This is a genomic window from Streptomyces sp. NPDC030021, assembly GCF_055574035.1.
On the sequence record NZ_JBVIAH010000021.1, the window covers coordinates 118106 to 140105 of the forward strand.

Here is a 22000-nt window from a genome sequence, read left to right on the forward strand (position 1 = left end):
CCGTCCCCCTTTCCGCCCCCCCCTCTTTGTCCGGTTCCTTCCTCGGTCGCCCGGGGTCTGTCCCGCAAGCGTTTCCCCGCCCCAACCACTAGAGGTCGATCCAGTAGCGCCGCTTGGGGCCGATCAGGGTTTCGCGGACGTCCTCCAGCACCCCGCCGTTGCCCTCGATCGTGCGGACGGACGCCTCGTTGTCCGGGTCGCAGGTCAGCAGGACCCGGTCCATTCCCAGGATGCGCGCCTCGTGCAGGACGGCCCCCAGGGCCCAGGTGGCCAGGCCCCGGCGACGCGCCGAAGGCCTGACGCTGTAGCCGATGTGGCCGCCCGCGTCGAGGAGGAAGCCGTTCAGGTAGTGCCGCAGGTCGATCGCGCCCAGGTACGTGTCGCCCTCGGCGATCCACCAGTACGTCGCATGGACCCGGCCGTGGTCGACCGGCAGGGTGCGGTCCGAGTACCGGCGCAGTCGCTCCACCCAGGCCGCGAACCCCTGCGGGGTGTCCACTTCGTCGTCGGAGCCGAGCCCGCCGCCGTCGATGTGGGCGTCCGGTCCCCCTTCATGCTGCGCGGCGAGCCAGGAAGTGTGCAGGTGGGGGGTCGGGGTTATGAGCTCAGGCATATCTCGGACGATAACAGTCGGCCGGGCCGGGCAGCCGTCACGCGGTGCCGCCGCCTGCCCGTCCGACCGTCAGCAGTCTCCGGCCGGAGGGCGGCGTGCCCAGGCGACCGTGGTGCGCTGGAACGTGGCGTGGAAGCCGCCGGACTCCGACAGCACCTGCTGTTCGCGGAGCAGGGCCTCGGCGCGCCCGCGCGCGATCCGGCCTCCGGTCCAGGCCGTGTGTGCCGCCCGTTCCAGGGAAATGACGTGGGACAGCTCGGTGACCGACGTGTAGACGATGAGCTCGACCTCGATGTGTACGTCGGTGAAGCCCGACCGGATCAGCAGAAGGCGCAGGTCCCGGCCCATCCGGCGGTGCGGCACATGACTGCCGACCGCGTCGGCGACGGCGCGCGCCGCCTCAGGGTCCGCGGACGCCAGGACGAGGGATGCCCAGTCGGGCTCCAGGACCGCGAGTCTTCCGCCGGGCGCGAGGACCCGGCGCGCCTCCGCGAGAACGGCGGCGGGGTCGTTCACGTGCTGGAGGACCCGTTCGACGCGGCAGCCGTCGAAGGCTCCGTCGGCGTACGGCAGCCGGTGGGCGTCGGCGCGGACGAGCCGGACCGGAAGTCCGAGGGTGGCACACGGGCGTCGGCCAGCAGGCCAAGGGCTGTCCCGCAATCCCCGGCGGGCGCACGACGCCGGGGATCACGGGGCGGCCCTTAGGCGGAGCCCGTCGGCAGGGATCGTGCGCGGGCGATGACCAGGGCGACGTCGTCGTGGTCGTCCGTGCGGCGCAGGGAGTCCAGGAGGCGGTCGCATGTCTCCTCCAGTGGACGTCCGGTGTCGGCGAGCAGGGTCAGCAGGAGGTCCAGGCGTTCGTCGATGGGCTGGTCGCGGGTTTCGACCAGGCCGTCGGTGTAGAGGACGAGTTGGTCGCCGGGGTCCATGGCGATGGTGGTGGACTCGAAGGGGATGCCGCCCACGCCGAGCGGGGCGCCGGTGGGCAGGTCGAGGAGTCGGGGCTGCCGGCCGGAGCGGATGAGGACGGGGGGCAGGTGCCCGGCGAGGGCGACCCGGCACTCGGCCGCGTGCGGGTCGTAGACGACGTAGACGCACGTGGCGATGGTCTCCTCCAGTGCGGCGGTGGTGTGGTCCAGCTGGTGGAGCACCTGGGGCGGGTCGAGGGCGAGTTCGGCGAGGGTGCGGGTCGCCGTACGCAGCTGCCCCATGCTGGCGGCGGCGTTGATGCCGCTGCCCATGACGTCTCCGACCACGAGGACGGTGGTGTCGTCCGGTCCGGCGATGGCGTCGAACCAGTCGCCGCCGATCTCGCTGCTGGCCGCGGCGGGCCGGTAGCGGTAGGCGACTTCCAGGCCGGGTGTGGGCGGCGGGTGGTGCGGCAGGAGGTGGTGCTGGAGCGCGAGGGCGGTGTGGTGCGCGTTGCGGTACCAGCGGGCGTTGTCGATGCACACGGCGGCGCGGGCGGCGAGTTCGCCGGCCAGCACGATGTCGTCGTCGTTGAACGGCAGCGGGTTGCGGGTGCGTTTGAGGTCGAGGGCGCCGAGGACCTCGCCGCGGGCGATGAGCGGAACGGCCAGGTAGGAGCGCAGCCCGGCGCGGCTCAGGAGGTCGGCGGCGGTGCTGTCGCGGGCGATGCGCGAGATGTCCTGGGCCTGTACGTGGGCGACGAGGACCGGGTGGCCGGTCGTCACGGACTGGGTGACGAGCCGGTCCGCGGCGTAGCGGGCGATGTCGCCGGGCGGGTCGGCGGCGCGGACGGCGTCGCTGGGGTAGGCGGCGGCGAGGGCGAGGGCCCGGAACACCGCGGGCTCGTGGGCGGAGGACCGCAGGGTCGGCCGGCCTTCGAGGACGGAGTCGAGGATGTCGACGGCGGCGATGTCCGCGAGCTCGGGCACGACGACGTCGGCGAGCTCTCGGGCGGTCTGGTCGAGGTCGAGGGTGGTGCCGATGCGGACGGTGGCGTCCGCGATGAGCGCGAGGCGGCGCCGGCTGCGGGCGATCTCGATGGCCGCCCGGTGACTCTGGGTGACGTCCACCACGGAGGTGGCGAGGCCCAGTACCCGGCCGGTGGCGTCCTCCAGCCGGTAGTACGACACCGACCAGGCGTGTTCGGTGCGGTCCCCGCCGTGGGTGCGGCCGGCCGTGAACTGTTCGAGCAGCGGCGTTCCCGTGGCCAGGACCTGGCGCATCGCCGACTCGGCGGCCTCCGCGTCGTCGAGGAAGGCCAGGGCCTCGCGGACGCCCCGGCCGATGTGATCTTCGGCGGGCAGCCCGTTGATCCGCTCCAGCGTCGGGTTGACGAGCACGTACCGCAGCTCGGTGTCCAGGACCGCGAGGCCGATCGGGGACTGGGCCACCAGGCGCGCGGACAGGGCGAGGTCCCGCTCCAGCTGGCGCAGCCGGGTGCGGTCGGTCGCGATGCCCAGGGCGTACATCTCGCCGTGCTCGTCGAGCAGCCGCATGTTGCGGAACTCCACCAGGCGCGTGGTGCCGTCCCGGCGCCGCACCGGGAAGGCCCCCGCCCAGTCCCCCGCGCCGCCCATGACGCGCGCGAACAGCTCCGTGACCAGGCCTACGTGCTCCTTGGCGGCCAGCAGCCGGGCAGCGGGGCGGCCGAGTGCCTCCGCCGCCGTCCAGCCGAACAGCTGCTCGGCCTGCGGGCTCCACAGCGCGACCCGTCCTTCGGAGTCGAGGACGACCGCCGCGACGTTCAGGACGTCGAGCAAACCGCTCGGCGGGGAGATCCCGGCCATGCCGGGTCTGATCCCACCGGTCCCCGACCCGTCGATCGCACCCATCGGCGACGCTCCTTCCGGCATCGTCGGCCCGGCGCCGCCCGCCGCCACCCGCCCTGGGGCGGTCCGAGGCGCACGGCTTCCTCTCATCGTGCCCCCGAACCTGTCCGGCAGCGTCCGGAGCGTCCCCGCCGGGGCCGCCACGCATGCGGCAGGCGCCTTCCAGGCACGGAACGGCGGACGCCGCAACCCTGCCGTTCGTCGGGGGCCGGGCCGGCCGTTCGGCCGGGGCGGGCGGGCCCCGGCGTTCCTACGGTCGGACCCCATGGAATCGAACACCCGATACGGATGGGCCCGGCGGCTGCCGCCGGCCGGCGCGACGGCCGGGGCGGGCGCCGCGGCCGTCGCCTGGGCTGCCCCCGGCGGCGCGCTGGGCACGAACGAGCCGGTACACGTCACGGAGGGCGTCTCGGCGACGGCCTACCGGTCACTCGCCCGGAGCGCGGCGGGCGACTGGCCGGCCTGGGCAGGGACGGCGCTGGAGGCGGCGAGCGAGGGCACGCTGCTGCTCCTGGCCCTGCTGCTGCTCTCGGTGGGCGTGTGCTCCCTGCGGCGCCGTGACGTGCCGGGGCTGGCCGGGGTGGCCCTGGCGGCCGCCGGGACCGTGGCCGCCTACGCGCTCAGCGAGGGGCTGAAACTCCTGGTCGACGAGGAACGGCCGTGCCGGGCCGTGGCAGGGGCCCTGGCGGTCGCGCCGTGTCCCGCGCCGGGCGACTGGTCGTTCCCGAGCAATCACGCCACGCTCGCCGCCGCGCTGGCGGTCGGGGTGGCGCTCGTACGTCCCCGGCTCGCGGCCCTGGCCCTGCCGGTGGCCGCGGCCGCCGCCCTGCTGCGGGTCCTGGTCGGTGTGCACTATCCGCACGACGTCATGGCGGGCGCGGCGCTCGGGGCGAGCGCCGTGCTGACCGTACGGATCGTCCTCCTGCCCGCCGCCGGACGCGCGGCGTCAGCGCTCCTCGGGCGCCGCCCCGCCTCCGGGCGGCGCCGGGACCGCTCCGGCCTCGTGGGCGACCACCGCCGCCGCGGCCCGGTTGTCGACGCCGAGGCGGGAGAGGATCGAGCTGACGTGGGCCTTCACCGTCCCTTCGGCCAGGTGCAGGCGGCGCGCGATCTGCCCGTTGGACAGTCCGCCGCCGAGGAGGCCCAGCACGTCCCGTTCGCGGGCGGTCAGGGCGTCGACGCGGGCGCGGGCCGCGGAGCGGCGGCCCGCCCGGGCTCCCGCGCCGTCGGCCGCGAGGTGGGCGACGACCCGGGCCGCGATCTTCGGTGACAGATAGGCGGCGCCGTCGGCGACCGCCCGCACACCGGCCTGCAGCTCCTCCGGATCGCCGGACTTGGTCAGGAAGCCGGTGGCGCCCTCGCCGAGGGCGCGCAGGATGTAGTCGTCCTCGCCGAAGGTCGTCAGCATCACGACTCCCGTCGCCGGTACGGTCCTTCGTATCTCGGCGGCAGCCGCGATACCGTCCGTGCCCGGCATCCGGATGTCCAGTACGGCCACGTCCGGGCGGTGGTGCTGCACGAGCCGCACCGCCTCGTGGCCGTCGGCGGCCTCGGCGACGACGGTGATGCCGGGATCGGTGGCGAGGACGGCGCGGACGCCCGCCCGGATCATCGGCTCGTCGTCGGCGATCAGGATCCGGATCATCGGACTTCCCTCCCGGTGAAGGTGTCGGTGGAGACGAGCCGGCCGGCCCGGAAGCAGAGCCGGTAGATGTCCCCCGAGCGGTCGTCGAAGGGGTCGGCGGTCTGTACGTAGAACTCGCAGGCCGCACCGTCCGGTTCAGGGACGGGGGCGGCCGGCCGGCGCGGCGTCTGCCGGCGCGGCAGGTACGGCGCCACCTCGGCGCGGGGCTGCCCGATGCTCAGCCGGGCGTGGTCCTGCGGGGCGAGGACCGACTGCCGGGCCGTCACGGTGTCCCAGGCCCGCACCCCGAGGACGAGCACGGCCGCGGTGCACAGCGGCACCAGCACGGCCGCGACGGCGGTGCGGCGCAGCCGGCGGCGGGCGCTGCGGTGCTCCGGGGGCAGGACGCCGCCCGGGCGGGCCGGATCGGCGGGGGGCGCCGGGGCCGTGCCGGGCCGGTGCGGGAGCACGGCGCGGACGGCGAAGCCGTCGCCCTCGGGGCCCGCGGTGAAGGAGCCGCCGGCCAGCCGGACCCGTTCGTCCAGGCCGATGAGCCCGAGGCGGTGGGTCTCGCCGGGGGCGCCCGGGATCCGGGAGGCGGGCTCCCGGCCCCGCACCGGCCCGTTCGTCACGGCGATCTCGGTCCGGCCCCCCGTGTCCGCCGTGTCCCCCGTGTCCGCCGTGTGCCGGACGGCGACGGTGGCCCGGGAGGCGGGCGCGTGCTTGGCGACGTTCGTCAGCGCCTCCTGGACGACGCGGTACGCGGCCCGGTCGACGGCCCGCGGCAGCGCGGCGGCCGGCGCCCCCTCCACCCGCAGCCGGACGTCGAGTCCCGTCTCGGCGGCCCGGTCCACCAGGCCCCCGATCCCGGCGAGCCCGTTCGCCGGTCCGCTCTCCGGCCCGGGCTCCGGCTCCGAGGGTTCGCGCAGGACGCCGATCACCTCGCCGAGCCGGTCCACGGCGGCTCCCGCCCTGGACCGGATGTCCCGCGCGGCGGTGCGGTGGGCCTCCGGAAGGCCGGGGGCCAGCTGCAGGGCTCCCGCCGACAGGGCGACGAGGCTGAGTTCGTGGCCGAGGAGATCGTGCATGTCCTGCGCGATCCTGGTCCGTTCGCGCAGTCGGGCCTGTTCGGCGAGCAGGCGCTGTTCCCGCTCCAGCCGCGCGGCCCGCTCCCACCCGGCGCGCACCAGTTCGCGGTACTGGCGCAGGAACCGGCCCGCGAACCACGGAAGCACCGCCGCGGCGAGCAGCGTCAGCACAAACCGGGTCGCCCACCCGAGCCACTCGGGCACCAGGACCACGACGGGAACGGCTGCCACGAGCACCACGGCCAGGGCCACCGCCGCGCTCCGCCCCGGCCCCGGGCCGCGGCCGGCGACGTACGCGCCGACCGCCGCCGGTATCCCCCACCACGGGTCGGCCACGCTCGCGCCGACGGCGGCGAGCGCTCCGATGAACAGCCCTGCGGACACGACCGGTTGCGGGACCCGGGGCTCGATGATCATTGACCTCACGCATCCGACCCTACGGAACTCCCCCGGGCCCGCGGCACTGCCGAAAGTCCACTTTCAGCCTCGGTCGGATCCCCGGACCCGTCACACCGTGCCCATGAATCCCGGGTCGACCCCGTCGAACTGCTGCCCGGTTTCCCGGGCGAAGTCCAGCAGCTCCGCCATGGGGACGGCGCGACGGCTGGGCGCAGCCCGCCGTCGTCCGGTTCGTTCAGCGTGCGCAACGGCGCACCGTCGCACCCGTCCCCCGCGTCCCGGCAGGCAGGTCCTGGGGCGGGCCCTGCGGGCGGCTCGGCGGGCCCGCCGGGCCGTACCGGCGCCGGGGTCGCGACCGCGTACGCTCGGCGGATGGCGAAATACTTCGACGTACACCCCGAGAATCCCCAGCGGCGCACCATCGACAGCGTGGTCGACATGATCCGCGGCGGGAAGCTCGTCGCATATCCGACCGACTCCTGTTTCGCGCTGGGCTGCCAGCTGGGCAACCGCGACGGCATCAGCCGGATCCGGTCGATCCGGAACCTGGACGACCGTCACCACTTCACCCTCGTGTGCCAGAACTTCGCGCAGCTGGGCCGGTTCGTACAGATCGACAACGACGTGTTCCGCGCCATCAAGGCGGCGACCCCCGGCAGTTACACGTTCATCCTCCCCGCGACCTCGGAGGTGCCGCGCCAGCTGCTGCACCCGAAGAAGAAGACCGTCGGAGTCCGGATTCCCGACCACGTCGTCACGCAGGCCCTGCTCGCCGAGCTCGGCGAGCCGCTGCTCTCCAGCACCCTGCTGCTGCCCGACGAGCCCGAGCCGATGACTCAGGGCTGGGAGATCAAGGAGCGGCTCGACCACGAGGTGGACGCCGTCCTGGACTCGGGTGACTGCGGTACCGAACCGACCACCGTCATCGACTTCTCCGGTGGCGAGGTCGAGATCGTGCGCCGGGGCGCGGGCGACACCACTCGGTTCGAGTAGCCGCCACCGGAGTCCGGGGACCCCTGGCCCCCGTTCACCGCCCGGACCCGGGGCTCACGTCCGGGTAGATGCCCAGGTACCGGTACGCACCGGATTCGACCTGGTAGAGGTGGGCGGTGCGGGGTCTGGTCAGCACATGGGTGTTGGAGTCGAAGGACAGCGGCTTGGCCAGGCCCTCGTGGGCCGTCCGGAAGATCCGGCGGGTCACGCCCGCCCGGTCCCGCCCCTCCTGCCCCAGGCCGGCCAGGGTCGCGGCGAGCAGCCCCACGGCGTCGTATGCCTCGGTGGCCCAGCGGGCGGGCGCGGTCCCGTACGCGGCGCGGTGGGCGGCGACGAACTCGGCCGCGGCAGGGACGGCCAGCGGGTCGGTGAAAAGGGAGGCGAACAGCCAGCCCTCGGCGGCCGGACCGGCGTCCGTGAGGAAGGCCGGCTCCATGGCGTGCTGGATGCCCATCCGCCGGCCCTGGAATCCGCCTTCGGTGAGGGCGCGGGCCATCCGGGCCGCGCGCTGCGGTGAGGTGCCGGCGTAGACGACGGCCTCGGCCCCGGCCTCGGTCAGCGCGCGTACGACGCCGGCGAAGTCGGAGCCGCCCGCGGGGATCCGGTGGACGCTGACCGTGCCCTGCGAGGGCGGCGACTGCTGCAGGTGCCGGACGACCGGGAAGGCGGGCTCGCCGCCCTCGACGTCCTCCACCAGGCCCGTGCGGTGGACGGGCCGAATGCGGCTGAAGTAGTCGATCACCGGGAGGGCGAGCTGGTCGCCGGCCGGGCGGGTGGCGACCACCGTGCGCCACCCCAGCTGGGAGGTGGCGGTCTCGGCACTGTCGGCGGACACGAGCAGCAGGGCGAGATCGGCCGCTTCGCAGGCAGCGGCCATCTCGGGCACGACCCCGTCCCAGGTGGGGCCGGTGAGTGCGACCACCGCGGGGTCGGCGGCCAGCTCCTTGACCACCTGCGCGGCGCGCGTGGCGTCCCCGCCGTCGTCGGCGACGCGCAGGGCCAGCCGGAACGCGGCGTCCGACCGGCTGTTGTGCCGCTCCACGGCGAGCTTCATGCCGCGCTCGTGGGCCTGGCCGATCTCCTTGCCGGGCCCGGTCAGATCGGCCTGGAGGGCGAGGATGTGGGTGGCGAGTTCGCGGGCGGGCGGCGGTGTCGTGCCGCGGGCCCGGCCTCGGGTGGTGAACCAGGCGACCGGCGCGCCGATGACGGCCAGGCCCGCGCCGGCCCCGAGCAGCCGTCTGCGCGTGAGGCCCCGGCCGGCCGCCTCCGGCGCGACGATCCGGGTCGGTTCCGGGGCGGGCAGGTCCAGGGCCCTGGTGGAGCGTTCGGCGATGAGGCGGGGCAGCGGGGGCGGCAGCCAGTCCTCGCTGTCCGGGCCGGGGAGGCCGTCCCCGAGTACGGCGCCCAGCTCGTCCGGGGTCGGCCGGGCCGCCGGGTCCTTCGCCAGACAGGCCAGCACGGTGTCGAGCAACTCCGGCGGCAGTCCGGAGAGTTCGGGCTCATCGTGCACCGTACGGTAGACCACCGCGGCCGCGTGCCCGCCGCCGAAGGGACCGTGCCCGGTCGCCGCGTACGCCAGGACGCAGCCGAGGGAGAACACATCGCTCGGGGCGCCCGCCACGGCGCCGTCCGTGCGGGCCTGTTCCGGTGCCAGGTAACCCGGGGTGCCGAGAACGGCGTCCACGGCGGTCAGCGTGATCGCGCCCTCGGCGCGGGCGATCCCGAAGTCGATCAGCCGGGGCCCGTCCGGGGCGAGCAGGATGTTGCCCGGTTTGACGTCGCGGTGCACCAGCCCGGCGGCGTGCACCTGCGCCAGCGCCTCGGCGAGCCGCGCGCCCAGGGTCCGTACCGCCCGGACGGGCAGCGGACCGTACCCTCCCACGGCCTCGGCCAGCGAGGGCCCGGGGACGTAGGGGGTGGCCAGCCAGGGCTCGCGCGCCTGCGGGTCGGCGGCGACGACCGGGACCACCCAGCGCCCGGTCAGCTGCCCGGCGGCCTCCACCTCGCGCCGGAACCGGGCACGGAAGTCCGGGTTCGCGGCGTGGTCGGCCCGGATGACCTTGACCGCGACCAGGATGCCGGCGGCGGAGCGGGCGAGGTACACGGTGCCCATGCCGCCCGAACCGAGGCGTCCCAGCAGCCGGTTGCCGCCGATCGCGGCCGGATCGGCAGGGGTGAGGGGGCGCATCCGGGGCTATCCCGCCGCGGGTTGGACGGTCGGGCCGATGTAGCGCATCCGGCCCCCCTCCACCTTGTGCATGAAGTAGATGTTGCCCTTGAGCTGTCGGTCTTCGTTGAAGGTGTACTCCTTGGCCAGGCCGCGGAAGGTGCCCTGGGTGAGCGCGGTCAGCAGCCCGGCACGGGTGGGGCGTACGCCCCCGGCCGCGGTGGTGACCAGCCGGTCGATGATCAGGCGCGTGGCGTCGAACGCCTCCGCGGTCCAGATGTCGGGGGCGGATCCGTACGCCGCCCGGTGCGCGCGGGTCATCTCCGCGACCTCGGGGGCCTCCGGGCCCGTGTACGGCGTGAAGAACTGCCAGCCTTCGGCCGACTGGCCGGCCGCGCCGAGGAACTCGGGGCCGGCGATGGTGTAGTCGGCCGCCCTGGGGCCCTGGAAACCGGCGGCGGCCAGCAGCCCGGCGACCTTGGCTCCGCCGGCCGGGGTGCCGGTGTAGAAGAAACCGTCGATGCCGTGCGCGAGCAGGTCGGTGATCACCGGGGCCAGGTCGGTGACTCCGCGCGGGACGACGCGCCCGTAGTAGGTGGCCTCGGGGGCGAAGTAGCCGATGGTGCGGCCCATGAGCAGGGCCGCCTGCCAGGTGTCGGTGTCCCCGCCGCGGTCGCTGAGGATGCCCATCCGCCGGACGCCCTGCTTCCCGGCGAGTTGCAGGTTGACCGCGGCGGCCTGGGTCGAGGAGATCGGGCAGCTCTGGAAGAAGCTGCGCCGGTCGGTGATGCTGAAGGTCGTGGCCAGGGCGGACACGGTCACCAGGGGGACGGAGCTCTCGCCGTAGAGTTCCAGGCACGGGATCACGGAGTCGTTGCCGGTGGGGCCGACCACGGCGAACAGGTCGCGGTTGGCGATGAGTCCGGTGGCGGCGGCCGCCGAGCGGTCCGCCTTCCCGGCGTCGTCGGCGGTGGCGACGGTGAGCGTGAAGGGCTTGTTCTTACGGGAGTTGAAGGCGTCGACGGCGAGGCGCACCCCGCGCTCCTGGGCCTGTCCGGCGGCCTTCTGCGGACCGGAGAGGTCCGCGTGCACACCGATCACCCACTGCCGCGGGGCGTCCGCGGCCGGGTTCCTGGGCTTGTCCTGCTCCCGCAGCGCCAGCCAGGCGGCCAGGCCGCCGCCGGCCGCGAGGACGGCGCCGCCGGAGGCGAGGGCGAGGAACCGCCTGCGGGAGGGCGCCGGCGCGGCCGTGCCGGGTGCGGGGGCGGCGTCCGGGTCGGCGACCGTCTCGTCGATGCCGGGCAGGGCGAGCAGCGCGGCGGCGCGTGCGGCGATGGTGGCGACGACCGGGTCGGGCAGCCAGTCGGTGCCCTCCCCCGGCGTGTCCTCGGTCAGTGCCGCGTCCAGCTCACGCGCACCGGGGCGGATGTCGGGGTGTTTGGCGACGCAGGTGCGCAGCAGTGCGGTGAGTTCGGGGTCGGCGAGGACCTCGGGGCCGAATTCGGGCTCGTCGTGGACCGTGCGGTAGAGCACCGCGTCCACGGTGCCGGTGCCGAAGGGCAGCCGTCCGGTGGCGGCGTACGCGAGGAGGCAGCCGAGCGAGAAGACATCGCCGGCCGGTTCGGCGGGGCGGCCCTCGGCCTGCTCGGGCGGGAGGAAGCCGGGGGTGCCGAGTACGGCGTCGGCGGAGGTCAGGGCGGTGTGCTCGCCGCCGCGGGCGATCCCGAAGTCGATCAGCCGGGGCCGGTCCATGCCGAGGAGGACGTTCCCGGGCTTCACGTCGCGGTGTACGAGGCCCTGCTCGTGCATCACCGCCAGGGCCTGGGCCAGGGCTCTGCCGAGGATCCGTACGGCGCGCAGCGGGAGCGGTCCGTGGGCCGCTACGGCCTCGGCGAGCGAGGGTCCGGCGACGAAGGAGGTGGCGAGCCACGGTTCGGCGGCATCCGGGTCGGCGCCGGTGACGCGGACGGCCCACGGGCTGTCCACCTCGGCGGCGATCTCGGCCTCGCGGCGGAAACGGGCCCGGAAGTCGGCCTCTTCGGCGTACTCCGCGCGGATCACCTTGACCGCGGCGAGCGCGCCGTCGTCGGTCCGGCCGAGGTAGACGACGCCCATGCCGCCGGCGCCGAGGCGTCCGAGGAGCCGGTGTCCGCCGATCCGGGAGGGGTCAGAGGGGTGGAGCGGCTCCATCAGCCCGCCGCCTTTCCGAGCTCCTGCTTGGCCTGGATCATCATCTGGCCGGTGCCCCGGGCCACGTAGGCGTTCAGATCGTCGTTGGTGATGCCCTCCGCGCCCTTGGCGGAGATGGCCACGGTGACGGGTCCGAACTGGGCCTGGGACCAGGTGTATGCGTAGGGCCCGCCGTCCTGCGCGCTGACGTACTCGCCGGTTTCGGTGAAGGCGTCCTCGGTCCAGGCGTTCATCTGCTCGCCGAGGTAGAAGGCGCCGCCCCACAGGCTCTTGAGGTCCTCGCCCTCACGCAGCTTCTGGTCCGGGCACCGCAGGACCTCTTCCATGGCGCGGGCGGTCTCCCAGCCGGATTCCTCGCGGTTGTGGTGGACGGTGACCGTGGCGTTGATCCGCACGCGGCCGCGGCCGTCCTTGGCCGGGATGTGGAAGTGGCGGGTGCTCGTGGCGAGCACGTCGGCCGGCAGCCCCTGGGTCTGCCAGACGCAGCCCTCGTCGAGCACGGGCCAGCGGCCGGGATCGCTTTCGAACGGGGTGTTGCGCACGACCTCGGGCCCGAGGTCGTGCTCGGCGATGATGATCCGGCCGAGCAGGTCGCGGGCCTCGGCGACCGTCTTCGGCTGCCTGGACTCGTCGACCGGGGGCATCGGGATCGAGGCGGAACTGCTGGGCCGGGCGGCCGGGGTGCTGCTCGCGCCGGTGCTGCCCGGACCCGAACCTCCGGCGCCCGGACCGCCCGTGCCCGACGGCGTGGCCGGGGCGCCGCTCGCCGTGCCGCCCTTCGGCGTGCCGTCGGCCGTGCACCCGGCGATCAGGAACAGACCCGCCACCGCGCAGCCGCAGGCGCGCAGGACGGCCTTCCCTCTGCTCTGTCCTACCAGTCCCCCCACGGCACGGATCGTACCCCGCCATGTGTGCGCTTAACTGGCTTACGGAAAACGCATGTTGAGGCACATCGTCCTCTTAGTTCGGACGGTCCGGGGTCCAGGCGGACTCGTGGCGGGTGAAGCCGAGGACGAGTTCGCGGCCCACGCCCTGCCCCTGGTGGGCGACGCCGACGGCAAGGTCGCCGAGGAGGGTCAAAGACAAACCGGTCCACCGGTATGTATTGCGTCGCGGCCGGGCATGCTGCAGGAGCGTCAACCCATGGGGAAGGAGCCGCTCGTGCTCACTCAGGTTCTCACTTGGCTCCGACGGCTCAAGGGACGCTTCACCGGTACCCCCGACAGTGGGGCCGCACCGCTGAGCGCCCGGGCCCCGGTCTTCACCGCGGACTTCGGATCGACCTCCCAGTGGATCGCCGGCCGGTCCTGGGCCTATCCGAACGGCGGCCCCACCAACACCGGCGACAACAAACTCGACTACCTCGTGGCCGACCCCTCCTACAGCCGAACCGGCACGTTTCGGGCCACCCGCCGCCCGGACGGCAAGTGGAACGCGGGCCTGCTGACCACCGAGGGCAGCGGCGAGGGGTTCATGGTGCGGACCGGTGACGTACTGGAGTCCCGGGTGCGGCTGCCCTCCGAGATCGGGGCCTGGCCGGCGATCTGGACCTGGCGGGACGGCGGCAACGAGATCGACGTCTTCGAGTACCACCCCGACAACCCCGACCTGCTCGAACTCTCCAACCACGTCAAGGGCGGCTCGCGTTACCACCGGGACTCCTCCATCGCCCCGGGCGGCTGGGTGGACCTCAAGGTCGAGTTCGGATCGCGCTCGGTCGTGTGGTGGGTCAACGGCACCCGGGTCTTCGCCGACCGCCGGGGCGTCGGGCGCAACTGGCGGGCGTACCTCATCGTCAACCTGTCCGTGTGCGCCGGCCGCTACCACCCGGCGCCCGAGCCCGGCGTCTCGCAGATGTCCTACGAGGTGGAGTACCTACGCGTCCACCGCCCCTAGGGAGCCACAGGCCTGGTGACCCCACCGGCTGCCGTTCTTGGTGATCAGCTCACCGGCCGCGTAGGGCTTTCCGCAGGCGCAACTGCCGGGGAACTTCGCCTTGATGGCCCGGGATCCGCCGCCACCGGTCGCGGTGCCCACGGACGTACGCTTCCCCGGCGCGGCCTTGCGGCGCGCGGGGGACGCCGCGGCCGGAGCCGGAACCGGCATCTCCGGGCTGCCGAGGGCGGTACCGGCGGCCTCCTGCCTGATCGCCGCGTCGCTGGCGGCCTGGTCGGCGATCGCGTTCAGACGGTCGCCGTCCTCGCGGTGCGCCGGAACGTACTGGAAGGTGACGTCCCGGTCGGCCAGCAGCCGGTCGATCGCCTCGACGAGTTCACGGTTGGCGACCGGCTGGCCGGAGGCGGTCTTCCACCCGTTGCGCTTCCAGCCCGGCAGCCACTGGGTCACGGCCTTCATCGCGTACTGGGAGTCCATCCGCACCTCGACGGGCGTCCCCGGGTCCACCGCCTCCAGCAGCCGCTGGAGGGCGGTCAGCTCCCCGACGTTGTTGGTGGCCCGCCCCAGCGGACCGGCCTCCCAGCGCTCGGGGCGTCCCTGGGAGTCGGCGATGACCCAACCCCAGCCGGCGGGCCCGGGATTACCTTTGGCCGCTCCGTCACAGGCGGCGATGATGCGATCAGACATCCCCCGATCATGCCTCATCCCGCGGGGCTCCCCGATCGCTCAGCCCGGCAGCACGTCCTTGGCCACCAGGCGGGAGCCCGCGTAGCAGAGCCGGTAGACGTCGACCTGGTCCAGGAGGTTGCCGTTCGAGCGGTAGTACGCGCACACGGTGCCGGGGGGTACGGGCAGCGCCCGGACGGCATCCGGGACGTACCGGAACTGCTGCTCCGGAAGAAGCCGGACCACTTCGCCGAGGTCCTGGCCGACCCGGACCGCGGCGAAGTCCGCGGGACGCAGGACACACGTGGTCAGCTGGTGGGCCAGATAGGCGCTGGAGGCGAGTGCCACGAGGCCGAACCCGACGGGGACGGCGAACGCGGCGACGAACCGGTACCGGGCGCCGCGCCGGGCGACGGCGAGCCGCCGCGCCGATTCGGAGCCGGTCTGCTCCCTGGGCTCCCCGGTGCTCCTCGCGCGCTCCGGGTTCACCTGGTCGGGCAGGGTGGCGAGGACCTCGAAGCCGCCTTCCCGGGGCGCGGCGTGCAGCGTTCCGCCGATGAGCAGGACCCGTTCGCGCAGGCCGGTCAGACCACGGTGTCCCGGGTCCCGCCCTACGGCGGCCCCCGGGCCGGCGGACGGTGAGCCGGCCCGCGGCGCGGAGTTGGTCACCCGCACCTCGGTCCGGTCCGCCTGCCGGGCGATGCTGACGTGGACCGTGCTGCCGGGTGCGTGCTTGATCGCATTGGTCAGCGACTCCTGGACCACGCGGTACGCACTGCGGTCGACCAACGGCGGCAGGGCCCGGGCCGGCCCTTCCCGCCGCAGGTGCACCGTGACCCCGGACTCCCGTGTCCGGGCGACGAGTTCCTCCACCGGTTCCACGGACGAGGCCGTCGGCTCCGCCCCGTCGGGGCCGTCGCGCAGCACTCCGACGGTGTCCTTGAGGTGACCCACGGCGTCGGAGACGGCCGCGCGCAGCACGGCCAGGTCCGCCCGGTCCTGGCCGGTCAGCGTGGGCGAGAGTTCCAGAGCCCCGGCGCGCAGGGCGATCAGGCTCAGTCGCACCGGGCGGATGGCGGGCGGTGTGCCCGCGCGGAACGCCCTGGAGGGGCTGACGGAACGGGAGAACGACGTCCTGGCGCTGCTCGGCTCGGGTCTGTCCAACGCCGAGATCGCCGCTCGCCTCCTGCTGGTCGAGGGCACGGTGAAGGCCCATGTGAGCGCGATCCTGGGCAAGCTCGGGGTACGGAACCAGGTGGAGGCGGCGATCGCCGCGTACGAGGCCGGGCTCGCCGAACGCAAGCGTCGAACGGGTGCTTGAGGAGGCCTCGGACGGGCCTCGGACGGGCCTTGAGCGGGCCTTGAGCGGGCCTTGAACGGGCTGATGGGGCCTTGAGCGCGGCCGGGCCGACTGCACCGGTCAGGAGCCGGGTCCTTCGGCGGCGAGCAGTGCGCACTTCTCGAAGTTCATGCATCCGCAGGCCAGGCAGTCGGCGACGGCGTCCCGCAGGATCCGCGTCTGCTCGATGAACCGGTCCAGTTCGGGGAGCTTGCTCTCGGCGAGGGCACGCCACTGCCGGGTGGCGCCGCGCTCGGCGTCGCCGTCGAGCAGGGCGCGGATCTCGGCGAGGGTGAATCCGGCCCGCTGGGCCATCTTGATCAGCGCGAGCCGCCGCACGGTGCCGGCCGGGTAGACGCGCCGGCCCGCGGCCCGTTCGGCGGGCGGCAGCAGGCCGACGCTCTCGTAGTAGCGCAGCGCCGAGGGCTGCATCCCCACCTGCCGAGCGAGCTCACCGATCCCGAGCTGTCGCACCCGTCACTCCCCCTTGACCTCAAGTGCGCTTGAACCATGAGTCTGACCTGGTGACTCCCGTACAGACAACTCGTCTCCTCCCCCGCACCTATCGGCCGCTGTTCGCCCATGCCGACTTCCGGCGGCTGCTGCCCGCGCTGGCGGCCTCCGATCTCGGTGACGGGATGAGCGTGGTCGCCGTGGCGTGGCTGGCCATCGAGATCGCTCCCCCGGGCCGGTCAGGGCTGCTCCTGGGTGCCGCGCTCGCCGCGTACGCGCTTCCGGGGGCCGCCGGAGCACTGCTCTTCGGGCGCTGGCTGCGCCGGCTTCCGGCCGGGCGGCTGCTGGCGGCCGACAGCCGGATCCGCGCGGTGCTCCTCGGCTGTGTGCCGCTGGCCTGGGCCGCGGGGATACTGCACCCGGTGCTGTACGTGGCCCTGCTCGCGGGCTCGTCCGTCCTGCATGCCTGGGGCAACGCGGGCAGGTACTCCCTGCTCGCGCAGATACTTCCGCCCGACCAGCGGCTGGCCGCCAACGCGCTGGTCAGTTCCAGCGTCTCGGCCTCCATCGTCGTCGGCCCGGCGCTCGCCGGGTTCCTGGCGGCGGTGATCAGTCCTGCCTGGCTCATCGGGCTCGACGCGCTGTCCTTCGCCGTGCTCGCCGCCCAGGTCGGGCGGTTGCGGGGCACGGCGGCCAGACAGGACGGGAAGGACGGGAAGGGGGCGACGGCAGCGCCGGTCGACGCCGACCGGTCGGCGGCCGGCCTGCGCCTGCTGCGCAAGCAGCCCGAGCTCCTCGGTGTCCTGGCCCTGACCTGGTTCTTCAACTTCCTCTACGGGCCGGCGGAGGTCGCACTCCCGTTGCACGTCACCGACGACCTGCATGCCGGGGCGGGCCTGCTCGGGCTGTACTGGACGCTGTTCGGAGCGGGCGCCGTGCTGGGCGGCCTGGCCGCGGGCGCCCTGCGGCGGTTCCCGCTCTGGCCGGTCACGCTGGGGATCGTCGCGGGCTGGGGGCTGGCGCTCGTACCCTTCGGCCTCGGCGCGCCCGCGGCCGTCACCCTGGCCTGCTTCACCCTTGGCGGCCTGATCTACGGACCCTTTACGGCGCTGTCCTACACCCTCTTCCAGGAACGCACCCCGGCCGCCTCGCTGACCACGGTCCTCGCCGCCCGCAGCGCCGCCCTCCTGACCGCCGGACCGGTGGGCACCGCGCTCGGCGGCCCGCTGATCGCGCTCCTCGGGCCCCGGCAGGTGCTGGCCGCGTCGGGGATCGCGACCGTCGCACTCGCCGCGATCGGGGCCGCGGTCCGGGTCCGGGGGCTGCGGCGCGTCAGGACCCCTGCGCCCCTGTGACGGCCGATCTGATCTCGTCCGCCAGCGTCCGGGCGGCCGTGTCGGCCGCGCCGCCCACCAGGCGGGTCCGGGTGAGGCTGAAGGACAGGCCGCGGGCGCGGTCGGCGAAGGCGATGCTGCCGCCGCTTCCGTGGTGGCCGAAGGCCGTGCGTTCGCCTGCCATCCGGGGCAGGCCTACGAAGTAACCGAGCCCCTTGGCGTACCTGCCGAGGAGCATCAGGTCCTTGCCCTCGACCGCCACCTCCGCCGCCAGGGCCACCCGTTGCGGGGACATCGGACGCACGCCCTCGACCTCGCCGGTCAGGGCGGCGTACAGCCGGGCGGCGGCCCGCGCGGTCGTGGTGCCGCACGCGGGCAGGTCGGCCAGCAGGTAGGCGCGGCGGTCGGCGAGTTCGGCGACGGTCCACACGGTGCGGTTCGGGGCGACGTACCGGCGGAAGCGCGCGGAGGCGGGAAGGGCTTCCAGCCCGGCCGCCCAGTTGCCCTCCACCAGCGGCGCCGTACGCGCGAGCTCGCTCTCGGGCAGGCCGAAGTAGAGCTCGTCGGCCACCCCGAGCGGCTCGCTCACGTACGTGCGCAGGGCCTCGGCCGGGGTCAGGCCGGTAATGCGGCGCACGGTCTCGCCGAGGATCCAGCCGAAGGTCCAGCCGTGGTACCCGCTGGTGGAGCCCGGCTCCCACAGAGGCTCCGCCGCCGCGACGGTCGCGCACATGGTGCCCCGGTCGCAGAGCTCCTCCGGCGTGAGGGCGGAGGGGAACTGCGCTACTCCGACGGCGTGCGTCAGGGCGTGCCGACGGTGGCCCGCTCCCTGCCGTGCGCGCCGAACTCGGGCCAGTAGCGGGCGATGGGCGTGTCGTAGTCGATCAGTCCAGATAGGCCGCCACCTGGAGGCCGCTCTCCTGACCGGAGTCGACGAGCTGCCGGAGGATCCCGCCGACCCGCGCCTGCGCATCCGTGCTCACCCTGTGATCCACCCGGGCATCATGGCACCGCGCGGAGCCGGGGAGACGGATCAGGGCCGTGCGGCGAGGCCGCACGGCCCTGATCTTTCCCTGCGGCCCGTTCAGCGAACGGGCGGGACGGGGAAACGGTTCTCCGGAGCCCGGTGGTCAGACCGGGCCGTCGTCCGGGATCAGGCGGGGGTGATGTTCTCCGCCTGCGGGCCCTTCTGGCCCTGCGTGATGTCGAAGGTCACGGCCTGACCCTCCTGGAGCTCACGGTAGCCAGAGGCGTTGATCGCCGAGTAGTGGGCGAAGACGTCCGGGCCGCCGCCGTCCTGGGCGATGAAGCCGAAGCCCTTTTCCGAGTTGAACCACTTCACAGTTCCCGTAGCCATGTTCATGCCTTCCCGTTGACGTACGTCTTCCACACGGCGTGGAAGACGGAGGTGATCGCCCTGGTCCTACGGCACAACACAGCAAAACTGCCCACACCAAAGGGCACGGGCAAGGCACTTGGAACCACGACAGCTACCCGTGAAGGTACACGCCTGCACGCACTGTCACCAGGGGGAATGATCTCGCCTTCGGGGCGAGATTCAGCCCTTTCGCCCACACTCCGGGCACAGCCGCCCGTAAATGCGTCGAGGACCGCCTCCGGGATGCCGTAGTGTGAGGTCTACCGACGCGGGGTGGAGCAGCTCGGTAGCTCGCTGGGCTCATAACCCAGAGGTCGCAGGTTCAAATCCTGTCCCCGCTACTGCTCGGAAGGGCCCGGATCCTCATGGATCCGGGCCCTTCTGCTGTGCCGTGCCCTTCTTCCCCGCGCGGGGCGGCCCGACCGCACGGATCCGGGGCCGGGGTCGGATCGGGCGCCGGGATCGGGCGCCAGGGCCAGGGTCGGGCGCCGGGGCCGGGGGCGGGATCCGCGCCACCCGGTGGCCCGTGGCGCCGCCACTCCGCCTCACCGTGGCCGCCGCGACGATGAACACCCCACCCACCGTGTGACGGCACTCACACAAAGATCTGTCGTCCGGTGTCGACCGGATGGGGTGCGGCGGGCGTATGCCCGGTGAGAGGGACACATGGATTCGGGAGCGATTTTTTGACCATCGAGGAGTTCGAGGAGTTCTACGCGCAAGCGGCAGGACGGCTCACAGGACAGCTCTACGTGATGCTCGGCGACCACCACGAGGCACAGGACGTGGTGCAGGAGGCCTTCGTCAGGGGGTGGGGCCGCCGCCGTCAGCTGGACCGTGACGGCCGGCCCGAGGCGTGGATCCGCACCGTCGCGTGGCGGCTCGCCGTCAGCCGCTGGCGCGGGCGGCGGCGCACCGCCGACGCCTGGCAGCGCACCGCCCCCGCCGGTCACGTGGAGGGGCCGGGGCCGGAGGCGGTGGCACTGGTCGAAGCGCTGCGGCAACTGCCCCTGAAACAGCGCCGGACCATGGCGCTGCACTACGTGTGCGATCTGACCGTCGAGCAGATCGCCGCCGAGACCTCGCTGTCCGCGAGCACGGTCAAGACCCACCTGTCCCGGGGCAGGGCCACGCTCTCCCGCCATCTGCAGGACCCCCGCATTGAGGAGGCTCCCGATGCCTGACTCCCACGACCCGCTGCGGTCCCTGTTCCGGGAAGCGGCCTCCGCCGGACAGTCCGCGAGCACGGCCCCGCCCGTCGCCGTCATCGAGCGGCGCGGTGAACGGCACCGCCGGCGCCGGATCGTCGGTGTCGCCGCCGCGTGCTTCCTCGTCCTCGCCGGATCCGGCGCGGCCCTGTCCGCGTTCCTCCCGGGGGACCCGGGCCCGACCCTCCCCGCGACCACTCCCTCGCCCGCGGCCCCGTCCCCGACGTCCGCACCGCCCCCGCCGCCCAACTCCACGGCACCGACGCTCAACTCCATGATGCCGCCGCGCAACACGACGCCTCCGCCGCCGCTCAACAGCATGATGCCGCCGGGCAACACGACGGCGCCGCCGCTCGATCCCACCGGGACCGTCACCGCGAGCATGTCGCCCACGCCGCCCCAGCCGCTCCGGTAGCCCCACCCTTCCCCCTTCTCTCCCTCTCCCCGCAGCACACCGCCCGCGGACACCGGCTGAACCAGAGCCGGTGACTCCGCACGCCTTCAGACGGTCAGGAGATCCCGATATGCCCGTTTCAGCCCCCCGTCGGACGGTCGAGCTTCCCGGCTCGCCCACCACCTGGCCGCCCGTGCGCGAGAGCGTTCGCCGCCCCCGCCGCGCCCTGCCGGCGTTCCTGCGGCTCGGCCCGGGCGAGCGTGAGGTGATGTGGCTGTACCTGCTGACCCGCATCGGCATCTGGGCCACCGCGGGTGCCGTCAGCTGGCTGTTCCCCGCCGACGGCGAGGCCCGCCGGCCCGCCTCGCCGCTCTCGGCCTGGCAGCAGTGGGACTGGTGGCACTACCTCCACATAGCCCAGGACGGCTACTTCCCCGCCCAGGCCGGACCCTGGACGGCGGGCTGGGACAACCGGGAGGCCTTCCTGCCCGGGTTCCCCCTCACCCTGCGCGCCGTCCACACCGTGGTTCCCGACTGGGCCGCGGCCGGAGCGCTGATCTCGTTCCTCTCCGGCGGCGTCGCCGTCCTGGCTCTCGCCCGGATCGCCCGCCATCACCTGGCCGACCTCGAAACCGGCCGCCGCGCGGTGGTGTTCCTGCTGCTCTCGCCGTGCGCCGTGTTCCTCGCCGCGGGCTACACCGAGGCGCTCTTCCTCGCCCTGGCCCTGCCCGCCTGGCTGGCGGCGCAGCGTCAGAACTGGCCGGCGGCCGCGATACTGGCCTGCCTCGCCTGCTCGGTCCGCATCACAGGTCTGTTCCTCGCGGCCGCCCTCGCACTCCACTTCGTCCTGACCGCCCGCGGCCGCACCGCCTGGCGCGCGGCCCCGTGGCTCCTTCTGCCGGCCCTCGCGCCGGCCCTCTACAGCTGGTACCTGCAGACCCGGACCGGGGACTGGATGGCCTGGAAGCACGCCCAGGAACGCGGCTGGTACCGGGACTTCCACGCGCCGTGGGAAGCCTGGGCGAACACCTGGGAAGCCGCCTTCCACCACACCCACCCCACCGGGTACGCAGTGATGTGGCAGGCCGAACTCCTGGCCATGGTGGTCGGTGTCCTGCTCCTGGTCCTGCTGGTACGGGGCCGCCGCTGGCCCGAGGCCCTGTACATCGGCCTCACCCTGTGGGCCCTGGGCACCTCCTACTGGTACACGTCCGTGCCCCGCTCCACCCTCCTGTGGTGGCCGCTGTGGATCGGTCTGGCCTCCTGGAGCCTGAAGCGCCCCCGGATCCAGACCGCCTGCCTCTACGCCGTGGCTCCCCTGTCCACCGCGGTCGCCATCACCTTCCTCACGGGCCGCTGGGCCGGCTAGGTCCTGTCGTCAAAGTGGCGTCGGTCAGGCCCGCGGCGTCCGGTGCCATGGGGTCTCCCCAGGCCCGCAGGGCCTAGGGGAAGCATCGCAA

At 73.9% G+C, this 22000-nt stretch carries 20 protein-coding genes, 1 tRNA gene and 2 pseudogenes; 9 read left to right on the plus strand and 14 right to left on the minus strand.

Annotation, left to right across the window (positions count from 1 at the left end; translation table 11 throughout):
• Nucleotides 1-88: 88 nt before the first annotated feature.
• From ACZ4YL_RS32965 to ACZ4YL_RS32975, 3 genes are all read right to left on the minus strand, one after another.
• Entirely contained in the window at nt 89-613 is a 525-nt protein-coding gene (locus tag ACZ4YL_RS32965; RefSeq protein ID WP_468121469.1) for a GNAT family N-acetyltransferase, read from the minus strand.
• A gap of 69 nt (nt 614-682) precedes the next feature.
• Nucleotides 683-1273, minus strand: coding sequence for a methyltransferase domain-containing protein (locus ACZ4YL_RS32970; protein ID WP_468121470.1), 591 nt, complete (start codon nt 1271-1273; stop codon nt 683-685).
• Nucleotides 1274-1314: 41 nt separating this feature from the next.
• Nucleotides 1315-3414, minus strand: coding sequence for a SpoIIE family protein phosphatase (locus ACZ4YL_RS32975; protein ID WP_468121471.1), 2100 nt, complete (start codon nt 3412-3414; stop codon nt 1315-1317).
• A 262-nt stretch (nt 3415-3676) separates the two neighbouring features.
• On the opposite strand from ACZ4YL_RS32975, the pseudogene ACZ4YL_RS32980 reads away from it, so the two are divergent.
• Nucleotides 3677-4378 (plus strand): annotated as a pseudogene (locus tag ACZ4YL_RS32980) (phosphatase PAP2 family protein); the annotation flags it as partial.
• On the opposite strand, the gene ACZ4YL_RS32985 reads toward ACZ4YL_RS32980, so the two are convergent.
• On the minus strand, nt 4358-5056 hold the full coding sequence (locus tag ACZ4YL_RS32985) for a response regulator (RefSeq protein ID WP_468121472.1): 699 nt from the start codon (nt 5054-5056) through the stop codon (nt 4358-4360). The pseudogene ACZ4YL_RS32980 and the gene ACZ4YL_RS32985 sit on opposite strands and share 21 nt — an antisense overlap.
• Nucleotides 5053-6540 carry a sensor histidine kinase gene (locus tag ACZ4YL_RS32990; protein WP_468121488.1) on the minus strand — a complete coding sequence of 496 codons (1488 nt, stop codon included), beginning with the start codon at nt 6538-6540 and terminating at the stop codon, nt 5053-5055. Before ACZ4YL_RS32990 ends, ACZ4YL_RS32985 begins: the two co-directional genes overlap by 4 nt.
• A 354-nt stretch (nt 6541-6894) precedes the next feature.
• On the opposite strand from ACZ4YL_RS32990, the gene ACZ4YL_RS32995 reads away from it, so the two are divergent.
• Nucleotides 6895-7515: an L-threonylcarbamoyladenylate synthase gene (locus tag ACZ4YL_RS32995; RefSeq protein WP_030763061.1), complete on the plus strand. Its 621-nt coding sequence runs from the start codon at nt 6895-6897 to the stop codon at nt 7513-7515.
• 34 nt (nt 7516-7549) lie between these two features.
• Here ACZ4YL_RS32995 and ACZ4YL_RS33000 read toward each other — a convergent pair whose 3' ends face one another.
• The 4 genes from ACZ4YL_RS33000 to ACZ4YL_RS33015 form a co-directional block, all read right to left on the minus strand.
• Entirely contained in the window at nt 7550-9703 is a 2154-nt protein-coding gene (locus tag ACZ4YL_RS33000) for a bifunctional serine/threonine-protein kinase/ABC transporter substrate-binding protein (protein WP_468121473.1), read from the minus strand.
• A gap of 6 nt (nt 9704-9709) precedes the next feature.
• Complete coding sequence (locus ACZ4YL_RS33005; protein WP_468121474.1) at nt 9710-11872, minus strand: bifunctional serine/threonine-protein kinase/ABC transporter substrate-binding protein; 2163 nt, start codon at nt 11870-11872, stop codon at nt 9710-9712.
• On the minus strand, nt 11872-12759 hold the full coding sequence (locus tag ACZ4YL_RS33010; protein ID WP_468121475.1) for a hypothetical protein: 888 nt from the start codon (nt 12757-12759) through the stop codon (nt 11872-11874). Before ACZ4YL_RS33010 ends, ACZ4YL_RS33005 begins: the two co-directional genes overlap by 1 nt.
• A 73-nt stretch (nt 12760-12832) precedes the next feature.
• Entirely contained in the window at nt 12833-12958 is a 126-nt protein-coding gene (locus ACZ4YL_RS33015) for a hypothetical protein (protein ID WP_468121476.1), read from the minus strand.
• Between the two features lie 153 nt (nt 12959-13111).
• Between ACZ4YL_RS33015 and ACZ4YL_RS33020 the strand changes: the two genes are divergently transcribed.
• Entirely contained in the window at nt 13112-13768 is a 657-nt protein-coding gene (locus ACZ4YL_RS33020; protein WP_468121489.1) for a LamG domain-containing protein, read from the plus strand.
• Here ACZ4YL_RS33020 and ACZ4YL_RS33025 read toward each other — a convergent pair.
• A complete protein-coding gene (locus tag ACZ4YL_RS33025) occupies nt 13748-14455 on the minus strand; it encodes a ribonuclease H family protein (RefSeq protein ID WP_468121477.1) in 708 nt (235 codons plus the stop codon). The two genes, ACZ4YL_RS33020 and ACZ4YL_RS33025, sit on opposite strands and share 21 nt — an antisense overlap.
• Nucleotides 14456-14494: 39 nt before the next feature.
• Nucleotides 14495-15499 (minus strand): sensor histidine kinase, encoded by a 1005-nt coding sequence (locus ACZ4YL_RS33030; RefSeq protein ID WP_468121478.1) that lies wholly within the window; start codon nt 15497-15499, stop codon nt 14495-14497.
• Between the two features lie 37 nt (nt 15500-15536).
• Here ACZ4YL_RS33030 and ACZ4YL_RS33035 point away from each other — a divergent pair.
• Nucleotides 15537-15755, plus strand: a pseudogene (locus ACZ4YL_RS33035) (response regulator transcription factor); the annotation flags it as partial.
• 99 nt (nt 15756-15854) lie between these two features.
• On the opposite strand, the gene ACZ4YL_RS33040 reads toward ACZ4YL_RS33035, so the two are convergent.
• Nucleotides 15855-16247 carry a MerR family transcriptional regulator gene (locus ACZ4YL_RS33040; RefSeq protein ID WP_468121479.1) on the minus strand — a complete coding sequence of 131 codons (393 nt, stop codon included), beginning with the start codon at nt 16245-16247 and terminating at the stop codon, nt 15855-15857.
• Between the two features lie 50 nt (nt 16248-16297).
• Between ACZ4YL_RS33040 and ACZ4YL_RS33045 the strand changes: the two genes are divergently transcribed.
• Nucleotides 16298-17581 carry an MFS transporter gene (locus ACZ4YL_RS33045; protein ID WP_468121480.1) on the plus strand — a complete coding sequence of 428 codons (1284 nt, stop codon included), beginning with the start codon at nt 16298-16300 and terminating at the stop codon, nt 17579-17581.
• Here ACZ4YL_RS33045 and ACZ4YL_RS33050 read toward each other — a convergent pair.
• Together ACZ4YL_RS33050 and ACZ4YL_RS33055 are read right to left on the minus strand one after the other, a co-directional pair.
• On the minus strand, nt 17559-18455 hold the full coding sequence (locus ACZ4YL_RS33050) for a serine hydrolase domain-containing protein (protein ID WP_468121490.1): 897 nt from the start codon (nt 18453-18455) through the stop codon (nt 17559-17561). The genes ACZ4YL_RS33045 and ACZ4YL_RS33050 overlap by 23 nt on opposite strands.
• Before the next feature lie 258 nt (nt 18456-18713).
• Entirely contained in the window at nt 18714-18917 is a 204-nt protein-coding gene (locus tag ACZ4YL_RS33055; protein ID WP_030384970.1) for a cold-shock protein, read from the minus strand.
• A 288-nt stretch (nt 18918-19205) separates the two neighbouring features.
• On the opposite strand from ACZ4YL_RS33055, the gene ACZ4YL_RS33060 reads away from it, so the two are divergent.
• The 4 genes from ACZ4YL_RS33060 (at nt 19206) to ACZ4YL_RS33075 (ending at nt 21909) form a co-directional block, all read left to right on the plus strand.
• Nucleotides 19206-19279 (plus strand) — tRNA-Met (locus ACZ4YL_RS33060).
• A 345-nt stretch (nt 19280-19624) separates the two neighbouring features.
• Nucleotides 19625-20122, plus strand: coding sequence for a SigE family RNA polymerase sigma factor (locus ACZ4YL_RS33065; protein ID WP_373045156.1), 498 nt, complete (start codon nt 19625-19627; stop codon nt 20120-20122).
• Nucleotides 20115-20561: a hypothetical protein gene (locus ACZ4YL_RS33070; protein WP_468121481.1), complete on the plus strand. Its 447-nt coding sequence runs from the start codon at nt 20115-20117 to the stop codon at nt 20559-20561. The genes ACZ4YL_RS33065 and ACZ4YL_RS33070 overlap by 8 nt, the downstream gene beginning before the upstream one ends.
• Nucleotides 20562-20670: 109 nt before the next feature.
• Nucleotides 20671-21909 carry a mannosyltransferase family protein gene (locus ACZ4YL_RS33075; RefSeq protein ID WP_468121482.1) on the plus strand — a complete coding sequence of 413 codons (1239 nt, stop codon included), beginning with the start codon at nt 20671-20673 and terminating at the stop codon, nt 21907-21909.
• Nucleotides 21910-22000: the final 91 nt, after the last annotated feature.

What these genes read in the sequence shown, in the direction of transcription:
- ACZ4YL_RS32985 (WP_468121472.1), bottom strand. Translation starts at nt 5,056, where the DNA reads ATGATCCGGATCCTGATCGCCGACGACGAGCCGATGATCCGGGCGGGC.
- ACZ4YL_RS33005 (WP_468121474.1), bottom strand. Translation starts at nt 11,872, where the DNA reads ATGGAGCCGCTCCACCCCTCTGACCCCTCCCGGATCGGCGGACACCGG.
- ACZ4YL_RS32995 (WP_030763061.1), top strand. Translation starts at nt 6,895, where the DNA reads ATGGCGAAATACTTCGACGTACACCCCGAGAATCCCCAGCGGCGCACC.
- ACZ4YL_RS32975 (WP_468121471.1), bottom strand. Translation starts at nt 3,414, where the DNA reads ATGGGTGCGATCGACGGGTCGGGGACCGGTGGGATCAGACCCGGCATG.
- ACZ4YL_RS33025 (WP_468121477.1), bottom strand. Translation starts at nt 14,455, where the DNA reads ATGTCTGATCGCATCATCGCCGCCTGTGACGGAGCGGCCAAAGGTAAT.
- ACZ4YL_RS33070 (WP_468121481.1), top strand. Translation starts at nt 20,115, where the DNA reads ATGCCTGACTCCCACGACCCGCTGCGGTCCCTGTTCCGGGAAGCGGCC.
- ACZ4YL_RS33055 (WP_030384970.1), bottom strand. Translation starts at nt 18,917, where the DNA reads ATGGCTACGGGAACTGTGAAGTGGTTCAACTCGGAAAAGGGCTTCGGC.
- ACZ4YL_RS32990 (WP_468121488.1), bottom strand. Translation starts at nt 6,540, where the DNA reads ATGATCATCGAGCCCCGGGTCCCGCAACCGGTCGTGTCCGCAGGGCTG.
- ACZ4YL_RS32965 (WP_468121469.1), bottom strand. Translation starts at nt 613, where the DNA reads ATGCCTGAGCTCATAACCCCGACCCCCCACCTGCACACTTCCTGGCTC.
- ACZ4YL_RS33000 (WP_468121473.1), bottom strand. Translation starts at nt 9,703, where the DNA reads ATGCGCCCCCTCACCCCTGCCGATCCGGCCGCGATCGGCGGCAACCGG.
- ACZ4YL_RS33075 (WP_468121482.1), top strand. Translation starts at nt 20,671, where the DNA reads ATGCCCGTTTCAGCCCCCCGTCGGACGGTCGAGCTTCCCGGCTCGCCC.